Genomic DNA, 20,132 nt, shown 5'->3' on the forward strand with positions numbered 1-20,132 from the left:
CCACTCCTGGTCGCATCATCAAAAAACCACTCTGGAAAACGCTGGCCACTGGCACAAAACAGGCTGTCACCTGCTTCAGCAAACATCGGTTTATGCCATCAATACAAGGATAAACAGGCCGTCAGCAAGCATTGGGCAAAGAGCAGACATGGCCGCCTCCGGGCATGCCGCCAATCGCGCCAAGTTCGCTCGTCACCACGATAAAGTGTCTTTTCGTATCAAAACAACCTACTACTAATGTATGACGCCGCGACATTCGCGAGCAAATATCGTAGTATTGCTTGACCGGCTTTTATTGCGTTCACCCGCGGCCTGTTCGTGTGGTTGAACAAAAGCGAGGGTGTTCAGCAAGCAGACAGATGAAGACCCTAACAATAATCATAAAAAGACTGAGGTCATGATGACTAGATTCTTCCAATCGCTGGGATTCGCCCTGGCACTCACTTTGACATCCATTTCCTCCCACGCAGATGACAATGCGCTGATGGTCCAGCTTCAGCACATGCGGCTTGCTTCTATCGGAGTGATGACAGACTTTTTTATGTATACCGGTCTTGATGGCGACAGCAAATACAGCCGTCGAATGAATACCGATATGGATTCATTTAATACTTCTCTGGCCCAGGCCCGGGAAGGGGCTGATGGCCAGCAAGAGCTGATCCGTCATTTGAACGATATTGAAGACAAATGGCATCACTTCACCCGCTCGCTGAACAGCAACCGCAACCTGGTTGAGAATCAAGGTTTTCCCAGTGTGCAGATGGTTGATGAACTGGGTCGTCTCAACAACACCCTGGTGACACGTATTTCAACGGCCTATCAGCAATTGGCTGGCGAAAGTGACACCAATCCTGCCATTGAGAAAGTACGTGACATGGCCATGCTGCTACAGGAAATGACAACTCAATATGCCGCCTCCGCAGCTATGGAGAACTCTGAGGTGTATCTCAGTGAGTACAAGAACACCATGCAAAAAATGACCTCGGATTTTGAATTCCGTCTTGCTGATCTCAAGGTCATGACGTCGCAGCGATCTACCGATATCCTGATGGATAACATCAATAGCAAGTGGCGCTTTCTGCGTAATTCCATTACCCGCCAACACGAGATGGACGTGCCTTTTCTGGTCATCAGCTATAACGACCGAATCATTCGCCACCTGGAAGAGCTGGAAGGCAAAATAGGGAGTTGATCCGACCCGCACGCATCCTGCTCACCCGGTAGAATAGACAGGCCTCGCCTCCGGGCGTGGTCCTTGCATCCGGAACAAGAGCAGAGCCCCGCCCGATACCAGTGACCGGGTTACTTACCTTCCCCCCTGATTAATTGCCTGACCCCGTGCTAGCTCTCGTCCGCACGAAACAGATGCTTTCTGCCTGCCCTGCTCCCTTCTTCCCACAAAACGCAAACGCCGGAATCCAGGTCATTGCACCGCGTGAAACCGGAGATCAATACCGATATCGGGTATATTATCTGGCTATACTGCTTGGCTGGCGATACCGCTGCATTGGGGTTCTGTTGTTTTGCCATGGCCCCTCGATCGATAATCAGACCAGTACCAGCCATTTCATCCAGTGTCATTCACAGGAAATACCATGTCGCATGCTATATATCTCGCTATTGTCATGATGTCTTTGATTGCCAGCGGTTGCAGTCAGATGAGCGCCTTACCGTCCCCTGGCGACAGTAACAGTTCCTACAGCGCTTCAGGGGCACAGCTAAACGATGACGAGGCCACCCGCGCGCGGCTGTATCAGCAATATCAACAATGGCGCGGTACGCCTTATGCCTGGGGAGGTTTAAGTCGCCAGGGCATTGATTGCTCCGGGCTCGTTTATCTTACTTATCGTGATGAATTTGGCCTGCCAGTCCCTCGCACAACGTTGCAACAGTCGCAGATTGGCTCAGCAGTCAGCCGCAACGAATTACGCCCCGGTGATCTGGTGTTTTTCAAAACCGAGAACAAGAACCGCCACGTCGGCATGTATCTGGACAACGACCAGTTTCTCCATGTTTCTACCAAGAGTGGCGTGATTATTTCCAGTTTTGAAAACAGCTACTGGGAAAATCATTACTGGCAGTCACGCCGGCTGGCGGATTAACACACGCTGATTTTATTGCCTCCCGGATCAGGTTCAGGCTTGCTTGTGGTCGCCGGGCATCAGCGCCGCAGCAGCCAAATCACTAACCCGATTACCAGCAAAAAAGGTATCGCCAAAGAACCTGAATGCCACAAGCAACAGCAGCAAGCCCAGAATCAAATACACCGGCCCGACAACAACACACTTGATCAAAGTCCACACGGTCTCCTCCTTCTGACAGATATAGCCATTATTCTCCCCACCAACGAATCACCAACGAACTGTTCGGCCCTGTAAAGTGGCTATCAACTTGCCAAGAGTCGATTCAGGCTGCGACTCTATGATGATATCCAGATCAGTCGATCGACATTGATTACAGGGAAGTCCGGTAGCAATACAATCCGATGCGCCGTACTCCCGACTTTCATGGCCACATTGCTGACAGCGGCGAATAACGCAATAAATTGGCCATGGCATTGTATAATCTCCCGTATATATCCATGCATAACACACATACAAACCATATGATTCTTGTATTATTCCTTAGCCATTAAATAATTTTGACCATATAAAAATATCAACCAAACCATTCCTTGATTTTTTCTTTTGCAGCATCAATATGATCCTGATCAGTATAATCAACCATAGCTTTAACAGCAGCAGCCAGTGCCACCGTATCGTCCGTGTACCCTACAACCGGGATAAAATCCGAGATAATATCAACAGGAAAAATAAAGTAACCCAACGCTCCATAAATAATGGCTTTGGCACTGGCTGGTGTATTGCTATCTGCCGTAACGTAGTACAACGTCAAGGCTTTTTCTACCACCTCACTTCCAGCTGATTTGGCATACTTTGTTAGTTTTTCCCAAAAACCGCTATCGCTATAGCTTTCTGGTCGATGATTATCAGTCATGGCCATACTCCGTGATTTAGTCATTGATATATTCTTCCTGAAAAACAATAAAAACAAACCCACGCGACAAAAGCCGTCGCTTATATTTTTAAAAAGCATTTTTTCTGAAATGTCCTGTTCCCTGCTCTACCATGCGTCACTGAGCCATCAGACAGGAAAGTCCTGTGATACCAGTGCACAGCAGCCGTAGCCGTATACTGCGACTCAGCCGCTTGTCAGAAGCTGGCCTTGATACCAGCAATCATTATTTATACCATGGTTATCAATAGTTTCAGCAGGCTGATACGCACGGATACACGGACTTATATATACACTGACAAACACACTGATATACACACCAGCGACCAGTGCAGCATGCACCAATACATATTTGAATCAAATGGTATATATATTGAAAATAAAATATAAACCGACAGCGATTATGTCACCACAAAAATCCTGTCTGCTATTGTTTTTTTAACGTGCGATTGATCGGGTAATCAGCCCAGTATCACTATGACAGACAGATATTGTCCAGAGTCCAGATGGCATCCTTTACTCACAGCCACGACTGGCTGCCATTCATTCATTATAAATCAGGCTCCGTCGAGGTGTGCTTCAGACATATTTTTTGAACACCAGAATGCGGTTATTGGCCGGCATGGCAATATCCTTGATCAGCCGCAGCTTTTCCTTGCGGGCAGCCAGTACGATTTGCTCAAAATCCTTGATTCCGGCTTCCGGGTCAACATCGGCCTTGAGCCAGGCATCCAGCGACTTGTTGCCTTCGCTGGTAAACTTGCCATGGTAGTTAAACGGGCCGTACAAAAAAACCAATCCGGCGATGCGTAATACCCGGCCAATCCCGGCCATCATGGAGCGTACCTTGGGCCAACCAACGTAATGCACTACATTGGCCGAAAACACCGCATCAACTTCCTTCACTGGCCACAGGTCTTGCGATACATCCAGCACTAACGGTGGCAAAAAATTATCCCGCCCTGAACGTAAACGCCAGGCATTGATCGATGCAATCCGGGCCGCCATTTCAGAAGGCTGCCAGGTAATATCGCGCATGCGTTCACTCATAAACGCCGCATGCTGGCCAGTACCGCTGCCTATTTCCAGTACGACAGAATGTTTCGGCAACTCTTCTGACAGTACATCACCAATGGGTTGCTGATTACGTAAGCAGGATTCCGAGACCGGCAGGTCTTCATCCTGTGCAATTTGAAGCTCCGGCAGAATATTCACCCGATTCATAGCGATTCCTGTTGTCTGCCGAGACCACCCTCAGCCTTACTCGCGGCAGAGTATGTCACAGGCACCAGTCGGCAGAAATAGTGCCGCTTCGAAATAGCATGATCTTTATTGCACCATTCCATGCCCTTTTTCGAGAATCACTGTAACAGGCAAATTGCCGCCAGCCTGACTAGCCAGTAGAATCGGACGATATTTTTCGATTAATAAACCGGATTTGAACTAGCCCCATGCGTGCAACCGAATTTTTACTCGCTACAGAGAAAGAAACCCCAGCCGATGCCGTGATTGTCAGTCATCAATTAATGTTGCGATCCGGCATGATCCGCAAATTGGCCGCGGGTTTGTACACCTGGATGCCGCTGGGGTTACGTACCTTGCGCAAAGTTGAAGCCATTGTACGGGAAGAAATGAATAAAGCCGGTGCCCAGGAGGTATTGATGCCAGCGGTACAACCCGCCGAGCTGTGGGAAGAAACCGGTCGCTGGTTCGAATACGGTGGCGAATTGCTACGTGTCAAAGACCGCCACAATCGTGAGTTTTGTATTGGCCCGACCCACGAAGAAGTCATCACCGATCTGGCCCGTAACCAGCTAAGCAGTTACAAACAGCTACCGGTCACGCTGTTCCAGATCCAGACCAAATTCCGTGATGAAACCCGCCCGCGCTTCGGGGTCATGCGATCACGTGAATTTATCATGAAGGATGCCTACTCCTTCCACCTGACCGAAGCAAGCCTGGAACAAACCTATCAGGTAATGCACGGCGCTTACTGCAACCTGTTTGACCGTCTTGGCCTCGACTACCGTCCGGTCTGGGCCGATACCGGCTCCATCGGTGGTGCCAAGTCCCACGAATTCCACGTCTTGGCTGATTCTGGCGAAGACGATATCGCCTTCTCCAGCGCCAGTGATTACGCCGCCAACGTTGAACTGGCCGAAGCCGTGGCACCAGCCGGTGAGCGCCCCGAACCAACCGAAGCGATGCAGCTGGTCGACACCCCAGATGCCAAAACCATCGCCGAGCTGGTTGAACAACATGGCATTGCCATTGAAAAAACCATCAAAACCCTGATCGTTCATGGTGAAGCCGACGACAAGGGGCAATACGATCTGGTTGCCCTGCTGGTGCGTGGCGATCATGAGCTGAATGAACTCAAGGCTGAAAAAATTCCCGGTATTGCCTCGCCACTCGAATTTGCCAGTGAAGAAGAAATACGTCCGGTGATCGGGGCTGGCCCAGGCTCCATTGGCCCGATTGGATTGACAATACGCATTATTGCCGACCGTGCCCTGAGCATCAGCTCAGACTTTGGTGCTGGCGCGAACAAAGACGGTCAACATTATTTTGGCATCAACTGGGAACGCGACCTGCCGCTGCCAGAATTTGCCGACCTGCGTAACGTCGTGGCCGGCGATCCAAGTCCTTGTGGCAAAGGCACACTGGAAATCAAACGGGGCATTGAAGTTGGCCATATCTTCCAGCTGGGTACCAAATACTCAGAAGCCATGAAAGCCACCGTGCTCAACGAAAATGGCAAGGACAGCACCCTGATCATGGGTTGTTATGGTGTCGGCGTCAGCCGGGTGGTCGCTGCCGCCATCGAGCAAAACCACGACGACAAGGGCATTATCTGGCCTGATGCCATCGCGCCGTTCCATATCGGTATTGTACCCATGAACTACCACCGTTCAGACGCCGTAAAACAGGCAACCGAAACCCTCTACGCCGAACTGACCGCTGCCGGCTATGACGTTTATCTGGACGACCGCGACAAAAAAACCAGCCCCGGCGTCAAGTTTGCTGATATGGAGCTGATGGGCTTCCCGCATCGCATTGTACTGTCAGACCGGGGACTGGAAGCCGGCACGGTGGAATACAAGGCCCGCCGTGCTGACGAGAAGCAAGACATTGCTCTCGATGAACTGATGCCATTCCTGAAAACCAAGGTGTCATGCTAGGCCGCCAACCGGCTACATGGTTGCTGACTGCCGTACTGAGTGGCCATTGTGCCCTCAGTGCAGCAGAGGCGATGCCCAACCACGACCCGGAATTACGGTTGGCCTTGCTGAACGCTGTTACCACTGCCGAGTCGTTCCCCGACCGCTTTGATGCCGAAGTCTGGTTAATGGATATGCAATCCCGGCTCGAGAGCATGAAATGGATCAAGCTGAGAGATAAGGCCGAACAGCTTGAGTTTCTGCGGTTGGTACACCTCGAAGCCAGTCGGGCCAATATCTCCGCCGAGATGGTACTGGCCGTGATTCAGGTCGAAAGTGCCTTCGACCGTTTTGCGGTTTCCCGTGTAGGTGCCCGCGGTTATATGCAGATCATGCCTTTCTGGAAAAATGAAATCGGCCGCGATGGCGACAACCTGATGCATATGGCCACCAACCTGCGTTACGGCTGTACCATACTGCGCCACTACCTCGACAAGGAAAAAGGCAACTGGACCCGCGCTCTGGCACGCTATAACGGCAGCCTGGGCAGAACGGTTTATCCGGAAAAGGTAATGGCCGCCTGGGAAAAGTACTGGTTTGTAAACCATTGACCTGCCGGCGGAGGCAGGCAAGCCAAGACGCTCCTTGAACCAGTAATACCGGGACACAGACCGCCTCTCTTTTTACCGGCTTATCATCGTCTCGCTTGTTATCTCTCTCACCACGACACCAGCCCCACACACCAGCCCAAAACACCAGCCCAAAACACCAGCCCAAAACACCAGCCCAAAACACGATAATACCAGACTTCTGGCAATCAAAGCCTTTGCCATTCCTGCCTATCTTATTGATTTACAAAGGGTAACAACCCTTATGACAGGATAGGATAAGGCATCGGAACAGTCGCTCCATTGTTTCTGTCAGGCTGACAAACAGACGCATAAACAAGATACCTGGGTGAAAACGATCACTGAGTTCTTGAAATGGCCATAAACTTTACTCGATGCCCTGAGACAAAGACCGCCGTTGCTTGGTATACCTCCCGCTCAACACCCAGCTGAATCACCGGACACCACCGGCAAGCAAGAGGACAACACGTGACCAGACACTCCATTTCCTGGCCTGGACTGAATCTGCAAATCCTGATCGCCGCCGTCGCAGGCCTGATCCTTGGCTACTGGCTGAATGGCATGGACGACGCATCCGCCCTGCGCAGTAACATCCTGTATGCCGCCAATGTGATGGGCAGACTGTTTATTGATCTGCTCAAAATGATCCTGATTCCGCTGATATTCACCTCCATTGTGGTTGGTGTGGCCAACCTGCAGGCCCATCGTCATGGTGGCCAGGTCTGGCGCTACACCCTGGGATTTTTTGCTCTCTCCATGGTCTGCGCCATGGTACTGGCGCTGGTCGTTACCGACTGGGTTCAACCCGGCAGTCATCTGCAACTCGCCATGTTTGCCGACAGCATGGAAAATTTTGAAGCCAAACAGTTAAGTGCCGGCGAATTTTTTGCCCAATTTCTCCACAGCCTGTTTATGAATCCGATGGCTGCCCTGGCGGATGGAAAAATCCTGCCCGTAGTGGTGTTTGCACTGTTACTGGGGATTGCACTGGTCAAATCCGGCGAGCAAAAAATGCACATTCTGGTGGTATTGCAAGAATTACTGGCGCTGTTAATGCGCATGATCCAATGGATCATGCTGCTGGCTCCATTCGGCGTGTTTGCCTTGTTAACCAAGCTGTTGGCCACCCAAGATCTGAGCCTGCTGGCCAGCATGGGCGAATTTATTGTCCTGGTGTTTGCGATTACCCTGATCCACGGTGCCGTAATCTTGCCTGGCCTGCTGTGGCTCTTTACCCGTCAATCACCACAGTGGTTATGGCGGGGAGCGCGCCCGGCCCTGATCACTGCTTTTGCCACCAGCTCCAGTGCTGCCACGCTGCCGATCAGTCTGCGCTGCAGCGAAGAAAATCTGGGCGTCAGCAAAGACGTGGCCGGATTTGTCTTGCCGGTTGGCGCCACCATGAACATGGACGGCACAGCCCTGTATGAGGCCGCTGCAGCGCTGTTTATCGCCTATCTGATCGGCATCGACCTGTCAGTCGGCCAGCAGATCATTGTGATGCTGACGGCCATGATTGCTTCCATGGGCGCGCCAGGCATTCCCAGTGCCGGCATGGTTACCATGGTCATGGTGTTGCAATCTGTGGGGCTGCCAGCCGAAGCCATTGCCATCTTGCTCCCCATCGATCGTATTCTCGATACTGTCCGCACCGCCGTGAATGTTGAGGGGGATATTGTTGCCAGTATTGTGGTGGATCAGGCGCTAAAAAACCGGAGTGATAACTCAGGTTAAGCTGTCGGAAAAACCGGTATCTCTGCTCAATTAGTTATCGTCACCGTCATGATGAAGCAACATCAGCATGACACCTTGGTAAGTTACGATCACCACTGGCTGACTTTGCTATGGTTAAACGCAGTGCCAAAATTCTGCTCGGCATTTTTTTTATTATCGCCGGTATCATTGTGACGCCTCTTCCCCTCCCTTTTGGCCTCGTCATGATCGTTATCGGCCTGTCATTACTCGTCAGCACTGTGCCACGCGTGCGGGAATGGCTACGCCAACAACGCCATCGTTATCGGGAATTTTCTGGCCGACTGAATGCCATCAAAAGCAAGTTGCCCGGCTTTGCCCGCAAGCTGATTGAAGACACCGATCCTGGGCCTCACTGACACAGCAGGCCGTTATCAGCTGTGATATTCTGCCGCCATGCTGAATCTCAAACGCGACCAAATCAATCCTCCGGATGAAAGCCTCGATACCCTGCAAGCACTGCTTTCCAGTCAATTGCAGGATGGCCAGTGTCACACCGAATACCAACTGATCCACTGGCTCAAACAGCCAGTGCCCGGCGTTTTCCAGCCGGATGCCCTGGCCGATTCCCTGACTCTGTTTCGTTGCCACTTTCTGGTGATGCATTGTTTGTATCGTTTACGCCTGGAATGGCTGGCGCAACAGGCTGGCTGGCTGAATATCGAACCACTCGGCGTGCAATTACAGCCTTGGAATACTGAGCAGGCCAGCGATAACCAGCACGTCTGTGAAGCCGATCCGCTGGCCCGCTATTATCTTGATCTCACCCACCTCAGTACCGATCGCGATACCGTCGACAAGCTCTTGCGGGGCATCTGGCAGCAAACCCTGACACCTGATCAGCGCCGCAGCGACCTGCGCTTGCTGGAGTTACAGGAAGGTGCCAACGAATCGGATATCCGTCGGCAATATCGCCGTCTCGCCATGCGCCACCATCCGGACCGGGGTGGTGATGTCAGTCATTTCCAGGCGCTGCTGGCGGCGTATCAACGGCTGACGGTTTGACACTTTCTTCTAGAACCGCAACCAATATCCGTCTTGTTGGCCAGGACAGGCTATCTTCGGCAAGGGGTCACTAGCGACGGCGCAACCGCCAGAAGGTCAACACAGAAGGAACAATATCGGCAGTCACCAACACATCAGGATGCCAAGGAACGTCACTCGAATGCCGTAGTCACAAGGGGGACGAATTTGAAAAGGACTCGTCATTTCGCTGCATTCGTCGCCTTGCCCTGAACAACGGCAACACTCGCGCAGAGCCGTGCAGGATTAAATCGATGTCCCCACAATTCCATACCCCGCTTTCACAGAACAAGGGCGTTCCATGAAGTATCTCGTACTACTTGCCGGCCTGTTGATAACGATGGCAACCCGGGCAGAGCTGGTTATCTTGCAATACCATCACGTTTCCACCAGCACACCGGCTGCCACCAGTATCAGCCCGGCGGATTTCAAACGGCATTTGCTATTGTTGGCGTCACTGAACAAAACCATTGTCGATTTGCCAAGCGCCATTCAGACCTTGCGCCAAGGTGGCACTCTGCCGGACAACGCCGTTGCCATTACCTTTGATGATGCCTACGAATCTATTTATCACAACGCCTTCCCGTTACTGGCCCAACGTCGCTGGCCTTTCACTGTTTTTGTGAACCCGGGAACGATCGATGCAGAACACGAGGGGATCATGCCCTGGCAACAGTTGCGCGAGATGCAACAGCAAGGGGCGACCGTTGCCAATCACACCCAGGACCACCCTTATCTGATTCAGCGCCCGGATAACCTGACGCTGGATGCATGGCTGACCCAGCAAGTCGATAACGCCGAACAACGAATCAAGCAGGAAATGGGGCAATCCAACCGCTTGCTGGCCTACCCTTATGGTGAGTATTCACTGGCAATCGCGGAGTGGCTCCAAGATCACGATTACCTGGCATTTGGGCAACATTCCGGGGCTGTATCCAGCCAATCATTCTGGCAAGCGATTCCACGCTACCCGGTCGCGGGTGCCTATGCCGACCCTGATACGCTCAATAACAAACTCCAGACCCTGGCATTACCCGTTGCCAGCAACTCTCTGGTCGACCCGGCACTGGGGAGCGATAACCCGCCAGAGCTGCGGCTAACCCTGCACTCCCAGGATCTTGATCCTGACCATTTGCGCTGTTTTGCCAGCGGTGAAGGCCAGATTGATCACCAGGTCGATGTCACTGGCACCACCATCACCCTGACAACCCAAGCCACCCAACCCATTACCCAGGGACGCAGCCGCTACAACTGCACCGCCCCCAGCCTCAGCAAACCCGGCTATTTTTACTGGTATTCGCAATTATGGATCAATACGAGCGTAGAAAACCGTTGAGGTGGTACTGATCCAATGTTTGCTCACGCAGGCGACAATCCGCCAGATGAAATGCCATCAGACGCCGAAAACCGGGGCCATGATCAAAATGCCGGATATGGCAAAGCTCATGTACCACCACCAGTTCAATCAGCGGTTCGGGCATATGAATCAGCGCCATATTCAGATTGATATACCCCTTGCGAGACAAGCTGCCCCAGCGGGTCCGCATTTTTTTCACCCGTAGCACCGGCCTCTCAACCCCATACTGCTGAAACCGGGGCCACCAGCAATCCAGCAGATCACTGAAGGTGCTGCGCGCCTGCTGCTTGAGCCAGTCATCCATCAGCGCCTGCCGCTGCCCTGCGGGCATGGCAGGTACAAGCAGCTGGTCATCACACACTTGCGGGATGGCCACGTCGGTCTCCACCAGCGTCAGGGTGCGCCCCAGGTACTTCAGCACACCTTCATTGCGACTCTGGTTTTCTTTCCACTCTCGACGACGCTGAATCAGCCAGGCTTGATGACCGTCGAGAAAACGGTTTACCTGGGCTTTACTGGCACCCAACGGAATACGCAGGTCGATTTCACCTGCCGGGTTCAGCACCAGTCGTAAACTTTTGCGTTTCATCGCCTGAATATGGAGTACAACATCCTCTCCATCCAGCGGAACAAGCAATTGTTGTTTGTAGCCTTTCATAAGCCTGCTAGCATTGGCTCCGACTTCAGGAGCACCCAAATGAATGATCTAAATAATATCCCAGCCATGACCGAGAACGAACTGGAAACTCTCGGGGTATTGCTGGAAGACGAAGCAGAACGCCAGGACAGTTTCGATTTTTTCGCCGTCCACGGCCTGATTACCTCGTTTTTGGCAGGGCCGATTGAGTTCGATATCCAGCGAGTCTGGGACTGTGCCTTTGACGAAAAACTGGGCTTCAGCAGCGCTGAAAAAGCCACCGTCACCGAGCTGCTTGGCAAAATGACTGCGGAAATCCAGGGCTGGCTCGATTCCGGCCAGGATTTCCCTGTACCTTGTGAGTTGACTCTGTCGGATGAAGAAGACGAGCCACCCATCGAAGGTTGGGCTATTGGTTTTATGACCGGTGTCATGCTGCACGAAGAGGACTGGTACCAGCGCGATGAAGAAAACGTCGCCGAGAGCCTGTTCCCGATCATGTACGCTTCTGGCCTGTTCGCAGACGAAGAAGAAATGGCCGACATCGATGATGACATCGAGCTGTCCGACCAGGTCTGTGGCGGTATTCCAGCAGCCGTCATCGACCTGTATCTGTTTTTCCATAGCCAGGGCTGAACCACAGGCAGCGTTATGCACCTGAGCCTGCCAGAACACAAAAAACCCGAAGCCTTTGCAGGCTTCGGGTTTTTCTTTGTCGCTTGGCAGCAGTCCGGCTCAGGTATTGTCCCTGAGCCACACCTCAACCCGGCGATTTTTCATTTTCCCTTCTGCCCGATTCACAGAAGCAACCGGTAAATACTCACCGTACCCAACCGAGAGTTCAGGATAAATGCCGTTACGTACCAGTTCACGACGTACCGCCATGGCCCTCAGTTTGGACAACAGCTTGGAGCGTTTCTCGGTGCGTTTCTTGTCACCAAAGCCGATCAGCATCACTTCGGCATCGTTGCGGCCTTTCTGCTGCAGATAATTAACCAGCCGCTCAATATCCTTCAGCGCTTTATTGTCCAGCGATGCGCTCCCGGCCCGAAAACGGAAATTAATCGTCAAACGCTTGGCGTCATTGGTTATTTCACGAAAATCAGACGGTAACTCACTATAAAACTCCGGCACGACTTCTTTCAGTTCCTGTGAAATAAAACCAGAATCCGCGACCACCTGCTGTGCTTCATTGAGCTGAACAAAGCTCATAAACTCAACGACATACGGATTTTCCGGCACATCATCCGTGTACATGAACAAACGCCGGGACAAGGCATAATCTTCAGTGGCAACGGTCAGCTTGTTGGGTTTCAGTGCCTTGGCGCTGCCATCCGATACGGCCAGCAATTTGGCAGCACGGACCGATGACAAACCGACAAAACCGATTCCGTTATCATCCGCAGAGACCTCATCAGACAATACCGCATTGGATTCAAAACGCTTGGCCGATGCAATCAACGGCGTATTACCCAGCACCATGGATTTAAAACTGTCCCAGGTACCCGAGTTTTCATCACGGGCATACACATGAATGGCGCCAGGACGGCCGCCCACCTGCGACCAGTCGGTATAGCCTCCGGAGAAAATCTCGGAGATTTCATCAACACTGAGTTCACTGACCGGATTGGATGGGTGCACCACAATCGCCAAACCATCAATGCCGATGATATGTTCTGCCGATGGCCTGCTCATATCGGCGATGTGTTTTAACAGGCTGGCTTCCTTGGCCTTGATCGGACGGGATGAGGCGGCAATTTCTGATGAACCACTCGCAATCCCCTTGAAGCCGGTACCGGAACCATGTGCGGCGATGTCTATCGTCAAACGGGTACCAAGATCAGGCAAAAAACCACTGACCACTTTTTCATTATTAAACCGGGTATTACGAATTTGAACGTCTGTCGCCCCTTTTTCTTCCAGGTATTTTTTAGCCAGATTAGGTCCAAGTTCATCACCAATGGTATTGGAGCCCTGGATACCAAACAGACGTACTTCACCATTTTTTGGCAGGCCAGTGAAAGGAGATAAAATCCCGGCATTGGCGCTTGAAAAACCCAGAATGGCAAGCAGAGTCAAACAAACACGAATCGTAGTCATAATTCTGATTTCTGGTCGAGAGTTCGGCGCGAGTCTATGAATATTAAGTGACATTTTAGTTACAAAGTTGCCAACCTGACAGATCATTGCATGATGATATCGGCAGGAAATTGCGCACTTCCCGATCTGGTGGGGTCTTTTGGGGGTACAGCTGTTGGTGATTTGCGGCTTGTCCTATGGAATCAGGATTATGTCGCTGTTGCTCCGGGCCAGCCACCCGGACCAGCAGACTCGATCCAGCAGAGCTGATGATGCATCAATCATCATCAGGTCATGATCAGTGTTGCCCGGCACATTGTGGCGACTCAGGTACAGCCGTCTGTGCCTGCCATTCCTGTGGCGAATACAAATGCAGCGCCAGAGCATGTACCGGATTTTGCAAAATATCAGCCACCAGGCCATACACCAGCTGATGCCGGGCCACCGGGCGCTTGCCCTCAAAAGCGTCGGATACCATCACCAGTTTGTAGTGGGACGTCGTCGCCGGGCCTGCGTGCATATGGCTTTCGTTCATCAATTCGAGATGAGATGGCGACAGTGATGCCATCTGCTCAACGATATACTCTTCTGGATACTCTTCAGGCTTCATAAAAACTCCGGTTACTCGCTCGGTAATGTCTGCGTATAATCCGCCGCCCCGAGGCATAACTCAAGCCCAGCCCTCTCTCCCGAGTGACCCGGAGCACTGCATGCACGAAAACGATAGTAACAACACCCAGAACCTGATCGACAGATATTATCAGGAAGAACAAGAGCGCCGTTTGCAAGAAAAAACCCATGCTGAATATGATTGCCCGTCGCTTCAACAAAAGCCGCGATGAAATCAGCCGCGACATCATGTCGACGGCGCTGATCGACCTGTTCAGCCATCTTGACGCTGGTGAACGCAAGTTACTGGCCCGCGATGCCGATGAAGCCACGCGCCAACTGGCAGAAGAAATTGCCGAAGAAAACGGCGTAACCGACGTGGATATCCGTCAGGGGCAATGGACCACGCATGAGAAACACTTCGTCAAACTGGAGCGTAAACGTGCCCGCGAGCAAGAAAAGCAGCAAGAATTATTAGTCAATGCCGAGCAAGTTCTGGCACAACAGCCAGTCGATGCGCTTTCTGCAGAGGGTACGAACCCCTCCGATGAAGCAGAAGCAACATCAGTGTTTGCAGAAGCCTAGCGATTCCAGGGCGGCGCTTTCAGCGCCGCGCTATCACTCTATTTGCGCCAGAGACGCAATTCACGAAATTCTCCGGGGCCTGCTTCCATCCACAGCACCTCGGCCTGATCTGAAAAAACAAACTTATTGCCAACCAGGAAACCGGCGCGACGACGACCAGAAACCGTTGCCGAGGCCTGACGGCCCTGACGTTTGGCACTTCGAGCGAAATCTTCTTGCAAGACATCCATACATTGTCTCCAACTTGACCAATTCCACAGGAATTTTTCGACCACAGTCAGGTTATCGAGCAAATATGACATTCAAATAACGCCCAATTGCTCTCGGGCGGTTGCTCTCACCGGGCCGATCGATACAATGTGCCGCCCTAATTTATTCAGGTCAACCGGATTACACACAATGGCAGTCCAATGGTTCCCAGGGCATATGAACAAAGCCCGCAAGAAGATCAGTGAAGCCATGCCGGATATCGATCTGGTGATCGAGGTCATGGATGCACGTTTGCCGTTCTCCAGCACCAATCCCATGGTGGACGAGCTGTGTCGCAACAAGCCCGTTATCAAGCTGCTGAACAAGCAGGACCTGGCCGATCCTGATATCACCCGGGCCTGGGTCGACTATTTCAGCCAACAGGAAAACACCCAGGCATTACCATTGGTTGCCGAAGACAAGTCGCAACTCAAGCGGTTGTTGGCCTTGTGTCAAAAAATGGGCCGTGTGCGTTCCGGACGTAACCAGGCCATGCGCCTGATGGTGATGGGTATCCCCAACGTCGGTAAATCCACTCTGATCAATGGCCTCGCAGGACGCTATATTGCCCGTACCGGCAATGAGCCGGCAGTGACCAAGTCCAATCAGTTGATTGATTTGAAAAACGGCATGGTGCTCTCTGATACGCCGGGGATTCTCTGGCCCAAGTTTGAAAATGAAAACAGTGGTTATCGCCTGGCTGCCAGTGGTGCCGTCAAGGATACTGCCATCGAATATCAGGATATTGCCAACCACACGCTGGGATTTTTATTGCTGCAATACCCTGACCTGCTGATGCAACGCTACAAGCTCAAGGAAAAACCCGCGTCAGCAGCCGAGGCACTGGAGCACATTGGTCGCAAGCGTGGTTGTTTACGTCCGGGTGGCGTGATTGATTTGCACAAGGCAGCAGAGCTGGTACTACACGAATTACGTTCCGGTAAATTGGGGCGTATTTCTCTCGAAACACCGGAGATGGTCGCCATCGAACAAGCCGCAATCGAAGCTCGCCAACGCGAAGAACAGGAACGGCAAGAAGAAGCACAACGCTTGCAGCAAGAGCAGCGCCAGCGTCGACCCCGTCCGGCATCTCATCCAGACGATGACGCGGAGTCGTAAGCCGTCACAAAGGAAAGGGTCGTGACGACTTGATCAATACCAAATCAACCAAACCAGCCAAAACCGATACAGCCGCGCCCGGCGCCGTGATTGATCGGCTCCCCGCCCGGCTGAGCCAAAGGGTATGCGCGTTGGCTAAAAGAGATTCAACGGCAGTTTGAGATAGGACACACCGTTATCTTCTGCATCGGGCAGTGCCCCGGCGCGAATATTAATCTGCAACGATGGCAAAATCAGCCGTGGCATCGCCAATCCCGCATCTCTCGCGGTACGCAAGGCCACAAATGCTGCCTGACTGATACCATCCCGAATATGAATATTGTGCTGGCGCTGCTCGGCGACCGTTGCCGAACTCATCGCTGGCCGTCCATCCGGGGGATAATCATGGCACAAATACAAGCGCACCCCATCGCCCAGGGCAAACAGTCGCTGGATCGAGTGATAAAGGGTATCGCTATCCCCTCCCGGAAAGTCACAGCGCGCCGTGCCGGTATCCGGTGCAAACAGCGTATCGCCAATAAAAGCCACCTGCTCATCCACCACATAACTGACGCAGGCGGGAGTATGCCCCGGAGTTGCCAACACCCGGATCTGGTGATCACCCAGTGTCAGGGTGTCGCCATCAGCAACCAGCACGTCAAACTGGTGCCCATCCGCAACAAACGTCGCAGGCTCATTGAATATCTTGCTGAACGTTCCCTGCACCTGCTTGATAGGCTGTCCAATCACAATTCTAGCCCCTGTCTGGCGGCGCAGATAATCTGCCGCCGACAAATGATCAGCATGGGCATGGGTTTCCAGCACATATACCAGGCGGCTGTTTTTCTCTGCCAGACGGTCCAGCACCGCATCGATAAAACCGGTACCGGTTCGGCCGGATTTCTGATCAAAATCCATCACCGGATCGACAATCAGCGATAGCTGCTGCTCGGTGTCTTCCAACCAATGGGTATAAGTAGATGTATCCTGATGGTAGAAACTCTGGATTTGCATGGCAACCTCCGCCTTATCTTGATCATTTCAAAACAACCCAACTATATTAGAATATTCTTATTTAGCAATATTTAATATACACTGTATCAGGTGACTTCCAGCAGCCTGATGAGATTGCGGTTATGCCTTCTTCTTTCGACACTCAACGCCAACCCGCCGTCCGTCTGCTCAAGGCGCTCGCCAATGAACATCGGCTGGCCATTCTCTGTTTACTCAGACAGGGGGAAATTTCCGTGGCCGACCTCGGGCGTCAGCTGCCACTCAGTCAATCGGCCCTGTCGCAGCATCTTGCCTGGCTCCGGGGAGAACATCTGGTGGTCAGCCGCCGCGAAGCCCAGTGCGTTTTTTATTGCCTTGCTGATCACAAGGTGGTTCGCGTTATTCGTTTGTTAAACGAGCTCTACGGAGAGAATACAAACCATGTTTAGTACTCTGCGCCACTACCAACGCGAGTGGTTCTCGGCGGATCTGACAGCGGGTCTGGTCGTTGCGATTTTACTGATTCCCCAGGGCATCGCCTATGCCTTTCTGGCGGGATTGCCGCCTCAGGCGGGTTTGTACGCTGCGCTGCTGCCCTTGTTTATTTATGCCGTGCTCGGCACCAGCCCCAGCCTTGCGGTTGGCCCAGCGGCCATTGTGTCCTTGATGACGCTGGAAGCCCTGCAGCAGCTGTCGACGCCGGGCGGGGCTGAGTTCAGTCAGCTGGCTGCAGCTTTGGCGGCATTAACCGGGCTGTTTTTATTGCTGTTTTATCTGATTGGTCTGGGTCGCTGGACAACGTTTATCAGCCACTCGGTTATTTCCGGCTTTTCCAGCGCGGCTGCCATAGTCATTATTATTAACCAGAGCAAATCCCTGACCGGCATGTCGGTTCCCCGGCAGGACAGTCTGGCCGATACTCTTTGGTACGTACTGCAACATCTCGGGCAGGCCATTCCTGCAGTGGTTGTATTGTCTGTAGCAGCCATTCTGTTGCTCAAGTTATGGCCGCTTCTGTGCCGGGTATTGATTGCTGAACACTGGAAAATGTTACGTGAATTACTTGGCCGCAGCGGCCCTCTGGTACTGATTGTACTGGGCATTACGCTGGTGCCTGCGCTGCATTTACCCGCAGATATTGTAGGTGATATTCCTTCCGGTTTACCGGTATTGACGCTGCCTCAACAACTGACGATTGACCAATGGCAATCCTTGATTCCTTCTGCCTTGCTGATTGCGCTTATCGGTTATCTGGAAAGCCTGTCTGTGGCCACCGCCATGGCACGACGCGTCAAAACCTCCGGGCTGGATGCCAACCGCGAACTGTTGGCGCTAGGTATTGCCAACCTCGGGGCAGCGGTTTCACAAGCCTATCCGGTGGCGGGCGGATTTGGCCGCAGCATGGTGAATCAGGCGGCAGGTGCCCGCAGCCAGTTGGCGGGGCTGATCACACTGGCCGGTATCGTGCTGGTACTGGTGGTCGCCACCAGCTGGTTCACGGTGCTGCCCAAGGCGTTACTGGGTGCCATTATTGTGGTCGCGGTATTACCGCTGATCAACTTTCAGGATGGTTTGCATGCCTGGCGCTTTCAGAAAAGTGACGGCGTGGTCTGGCTGATGACATTTCTGGCGGTGTTGGCGACCAATGCAGAAATCGGTATTTCCCTTGGTATTTTACTGTCTCTGATCTTGTATTTACGCCGTTCCAGTGAGCCTCATATCGCCGAAATCGGTCGTTATAAAAACAGTGATCACTTCCGTAATATCCAGCGCCATGATGTCAGCACCTCACCACATGTATTGATGATTCGGGTTGATGAAAACCTGTATTTTGCCAACAGTCATTACCTGAATACTTTTATTATTCGTCGCCTCGAACAGTCGCCGGATATCCGCCACGTTGTGCTGGTAGGCAGTGCCATCAACCATATCGATTTTAACGGTTACGAAGGTCTGCTGGAGCTGCACGAGCAGCTGCAATCACTCAATATCCTGTTGCATATGGCGGAGTTCAAAGGGCCGGTGATGGACCTGTTGGAAAACACCGACTGGCTGGAACGTATCCAGCCCGGACAAGTTTTTTTTACCGCCAGTGAAGCATTAAAGGAGCTGGGCCATGTCTGATCACACCAACTCACACACCAACTCACACTCTGAATCACACCCCGAGTCACATCCGGATCGGCTGCCACCGTCGTTACCAGACCACCCGGTGAGTAACCCGGCGCCCCCTGTCCGTCCAATCTATACGGTCTCCAGCCATCGCTCTGGCCCCCGTTTTCGGGTGCGATACCGGGAGGGTACACCGCCAGCACCGGGGTGCCGATTGTGCTCTCCCGAGCGCCAGTCATAAAGCCAGTGCCAGAATGGGCTGTTGCCAATACACGCCTTAACTTTTGTGCTGAAATGTTTATCATCCCATCACACTCTTCTGCTGGCTGTTTTTTCCATGATGATACTGATCGCTGTCGTTGGCATTGCCATTATCGCCGCACTTTCTGCCTACGCCTGGCGCCTGACCCGTCAGGTCAAACGTATTGAGGCTGAACAACAGGCCGAAGCGGCTGCCGCAGAACAACAGCTGCGTGATTACCAGCACAGCCTGGTGCAGGATGTACGCTTTCTGGCGCGAGCAGTCTTGAGCGAGCAATGTGATATCACCGAAGGGGTCTTACGCTTGCACCACACCATTAAAGGCCTCGATCCCACGGTCTGGCAGCATGAGAACCTGGCCGTATTACGTATGTTTCACGAGCAAGTGGCTGATATGCCGATCCTTGATGCCTATAAAAAACTCCCTCCCAAACAACAGTTCGCCATCGACAAGCGTCGCCTGACCCTGGAAGACGAACATAAGGCGGCGATTGAACATGCGCTGAAATGGCTGGTCGAATTCCGCTTTCCCGGTTTGACCTTGCTGCATTAAGACCGGGACGCTGCCATAT

At 52.5% G+C, this 20,132-nt stretch carries 22 protein-coding genes; 14 read left to right on the forward strand and 8 right to left on the reverse strand.

Going from position 1 to position 20,132, the window contains the following annotated elements; genetic code table 11:
* Window positions 1-397 precede the first annotated feature (397 nt).
* The gene (locus Q8W24_RS05905) at window positions 398-1,192 is read left to right on the forward strand and encodes a hypothetical protein (protein ID WP_303434030.1); all 795 of its coding nucleotides are present in this window, start codon (window positions 398-400) and stop codon (window positions 1,190-1,192) included.
* Between the two features lie 403 nt (window positions 1,193-1,595).
* On the forward strand, window positions 1,596-2,102 hold the full coding sequence (locus Q8W24_RS05910) for an NlpC/P60 family protein (RefSeq protein ID WP_303434031.1): 507 nt from the start codon (window positions 1,596-1,598) through the stop codon (window positions 2,100-2,102).
* Window positions 2,103-2,135: 33 nt separating this feature from the next.
* Here the strand turns inward: Q8W24_RS05910 and Q8W24_RS05915 are convergent, their stop codons facing one another.
* The 3 genes from Q8W24_RS05915 to Q8W24_RS05925 all read right to left on the reverse strand — a co-directional run bounded on the left by Q8W24_RS05915 (window position 2,136) and on the right by Q8W24_RS05925 (window position 4,239).
* Complete coding sequence (locus Q8W24_RS05915) at window positions 2,136-2,303, reverse strand: hypothetical protein (RefSeq protein WP_305474712.1); 168 nt, start codon at window positions 2,301-2,303, stop codon at window positions 2,136-2,138.
* A 355-nt stretch (window positions 2,304-2,658) separates the two neighbouring features.
* Window positions 2,659-2,997, reverse strand: coding sequence for a YkvA family protein (locus Q8W24_RS05920; RefSeq protein ID WP_305474714.1), 339 nt, complete (start codon window positions 2,995-2,997; stop codon window positions 2,659-2,661).
* 597 nt (window positions 2,998-3,594) lie between these two features.
* A complete protein-coding gene (locus Q8W24_RS05925; protein WP_303434033.1) occupies window positions 3,595-4,239 on the reverse strand; it encodes a DUF938 domain-containing protein in 645 nt (214 codons plus the stop codon).
* Window positions 4,240-4,466: 227 nt separating this feature from the next.
* Between Q8W24_RS05925 and Q8W24_RS05930 the strand changes: the two genes are divergently transcribed.
* The 6 genes from Q8W24_RS05930 (at window position 4,467) to Q8W24_RS05955 (ending at window position 10,916) form a co-directional block, all read left to right on the forward strand.
* Window positions 4,467-6,197: a proline--tRNA ligase gene (locus Q8W24_RS05930; RefSeq protein ID WP_305474716.1), complete on the forward strand. Its 1,731-nt coding sequence runs from the start codon at window positions 4,467-4,469 to the stop codon at window positions 6,195-6,197.
* A 20-nt stretch (window positions 6,198-6,217) separates the two neighbouring features.
* Window positions 6,218-6,787 carry a lytic transglycosylase domain-containing protein gene (locus tag Q8W24_RS05935; RefSeq protein ID WP_303434035.1) on the forward strand — a complete coding sequence of 190 codons (570 nt, stop codon included), beginning with the start codon at window positions 6,218-6,220 and terminating at the stop codon, window positions 6,785-6,787.
* A 486-nt stretch (window positions 6,788-7,273) separates the two neighbouring features.
* On the forward strand, window positions 7,274-8,539 hold the full coding sequence (locus Q8W24_RS05940) for a dicarboxylate/amino acid:cation symporter (protein WP_305474718.1): 1,266 nt from the start codon (window positions 7,274-7,276) through the stop codon (window positions 8,537-8,539).
* Between the two features lie 110 nt (window positions 8,540-8,649).
* Window positions 8,650-8,916: a PGPGW domain-containing protein gene (locus Q8W24_RS05945; RefSeq protein ID WP_303434037.1), complete on the forward strand. Its 267-nt coding sequence runs from the start codon at window positions 8,650-8,652 to the stop codon at window positions 8,914-8,916.
* A 37-nt stretch (window positions 8,917-8,953) separates the two neighbouring features.
* Window positions 8,954-9,562: a DNA-J related domain-containing protein gene (locus Q8W24_RS05950; protein ID WP_305474720.1), complete on the forward strand. Its 609-nt coding sequence runs from the start codon at window positions 8,954-8,956 to the stop codon at window positions 9,560-9,562.
* Between the two features lie 319 nt (window positions 9,563-9,881).
* Window positions 9,882-10,916 carry a polysaccharide deacetylase family protein gene (locus Q8W24_RS05955; protein ID WP_305474722.1) on the forward strand — a complete coding sequence of 345 codons (1,035 nt, stop codon included), beginning with the start codon at window positions 9,882-9,884 and terminating at the stop codon, window positions 10,914-10,916.
* Here the strand turns inward: Q8W24_RS05955 and Q8W24_RS05960 are convergent.
* The gene (locus Q8W24_RS05960; protein ID WP_305413708.1) at window positions 10,891-11,595 is read right to left on the reverse strand and encodes a M48 family metallopeptidase; all 705 of its coding nucleotides are present in this window, start codon (window positions 11,593-11,595) and stop codon (window positions 10,891-10,893) included. The two genes, Q8W24_RS05955 and Q8W24_RS05960, sit on opposite strands and share 26 nt — an antisense overlap.
* Before the next feature lie 39 nt (window positions 11,596-11,634).
* Here Q8W24_RS05960 and Q8W24_RS05965 point away from each other — a divergent pair, with 39 nt between their 5' ends.
* Window positions 11,635-12,210, forward strand: coding sequence for a YecA family protein (locus Q8W24_RS05965; RefSeq protein ID WP_303434597.1), 576 nt, complete (start codon window positions 11,635-11,637; stop codon window positions 12,208-12,210).
* Between the two features lie 99 nt (window positions 12,211-12,309).
* Here Q8W24_RS05965 and Q8W24_RS05970 read toward each other — a convergent pair whose 3' ends face one another.
* Entirely contained in the window at window positions 12,310-13,674 is a 1,365-nt protein-coding gene (locus tag Q8W24_RS05970; RefSeq protein WP_305474725.1) for a phosphate ABC transporter substrate-binding/OmpA family protein, read from the reverse strand.
* Between the two features lie 277 nt (window positions 13,675-13,951).
* A complete protein-coding gene (locus Q8W24_RS05975; protein WP_303434599.1) occupies window positions 13,952-14,263 on the reverse strand; it encodes a BolA family transcriptional regulator in 312 nt (103 codons plus the stop codon).
* A 188-nt stretch (window positions 14,264-14,451) separates the two neighbouring features.
* On the opposite strand from Q8W24_RS05975, the gene Q8W24_RS05980 reads away from it, so the two are divergent.
* Window positions 14,452-14,847, forward strand: a complete 396-nt coding sequence (locus Q8W24_RS05980) for a hypothetical protein (RefSeq protein ID WP_305474728.1) — start codon at window positions 14,452-14,454, stop codon at window positions 14,845-14,847.
* Window positions 14,848-14,885: 38 nt separating this feature from the next.
* Here Q8W24_RS05980 and Q8W24_RS05985 read toward each other — a convergent pair whose 3' ends face one another.
* Window positions 14,886-15,077 (reverse strand): hypothetical protein, encoded by a 192-nt coding sequence (locus Q8W24_RS05985; protein ID WP_303434601.1) that lies wholly within the window; start codon window positions 15,075-15,077, stop codon window positions 14,886-14,888.
* Window positions 15,078-15,246: 169 nt separating this feature from the next.
* On the opposite strand from Q8W24_RS05985, the gene ylqF reads away from it, so the two are divergent.
* Window positions 15,247-16,215, forward strand: coding sequence for a ribosome biogenesis GTPase YlqF (gene ylqF, locus Q8W24_RS05990; protein ID WP_305474730.1), 969 nt, complete (start codon window positions 15,247-15,249; stop codon window positions 16,213-16,215).
* Window positions 16,216-16,350: 135 nt separating this feature from the next.
* Here the strand turns inward: ylqF and Q8W24_RS05995 are convergent, their stop codons facing one another.
* Window positions 16,351-17,208: an MBL fold metallo-hydrolase gene (locus Q8W24_RS05995; protein WP_303434603.1), complete on the reverse strand. Its 858-nt coding sequence runs from the start codon at window positions 17,206-17,208 to the stop codon at window positions 16,351-16,353.
* 122 nt (window positions 17,209-17,330) lie between these two features.
* On the opposite strand from Q8W24_RS05995, the gene Q8W24_RS06000 reads away from it, so the two are divergent.
* The 3 genes from Q8W24_RS06000 to Q8W24_RS06010 all read left to right on the forward strand — a co-directional run bounded on the left by Q8W24_RS06000 (window position 17,331) and on the right by Q8W24_RS06010 (window position 20,113).
* Window positions 17,331-17,636, forward strand: a complete 306-nt coding sequence (locus Q8W24_RS06000; RefSeq protein ID WP_303434604.1) for a helix-turn-helix transcriptional regulator — start codon at window positions 17,331-17,333, stop codon at window positions 17,634-17,636.
* Window positions 17,629-19,311, forward strand: a complete 1,683-nt coding sequence (locus tag Q8W24_RS06005) for a SulP family inorganic anion transporter (protein WP_303434605.1) — start codon at window positions 17,629-17,631, stop codon at window positions 19,309-19,311. The genes Q8W24_RS06000 and Q8W24_RS06005 overlap by 8 nt, the downstream gene beginning before the upstream one ends.
* Before the next feature lie 325 nt (window positions 19,312-19,636).
* Entirely contained in the window at window positions 19,637-20,113 is a 477-nt protein-coding gene (locus tag Q8W24_RS06010; RefSeq protein WP_303434606.1) for a DUF2489 domain-containing protein, read from the forward strand.
* Window positions 20,114-20,132: the final 19 nt, after the last annotated feature.

This window comes from Oceanobacter sp. 4_MG-2023, assembly GCF_030689165.1.
Taxonomy (GTDB): domain Bacteria; phylum Pseudomonadota; class Gammaproteobacteria; order Pseudomonadales; family Oceanobacteraceae; genus Oceanobacter.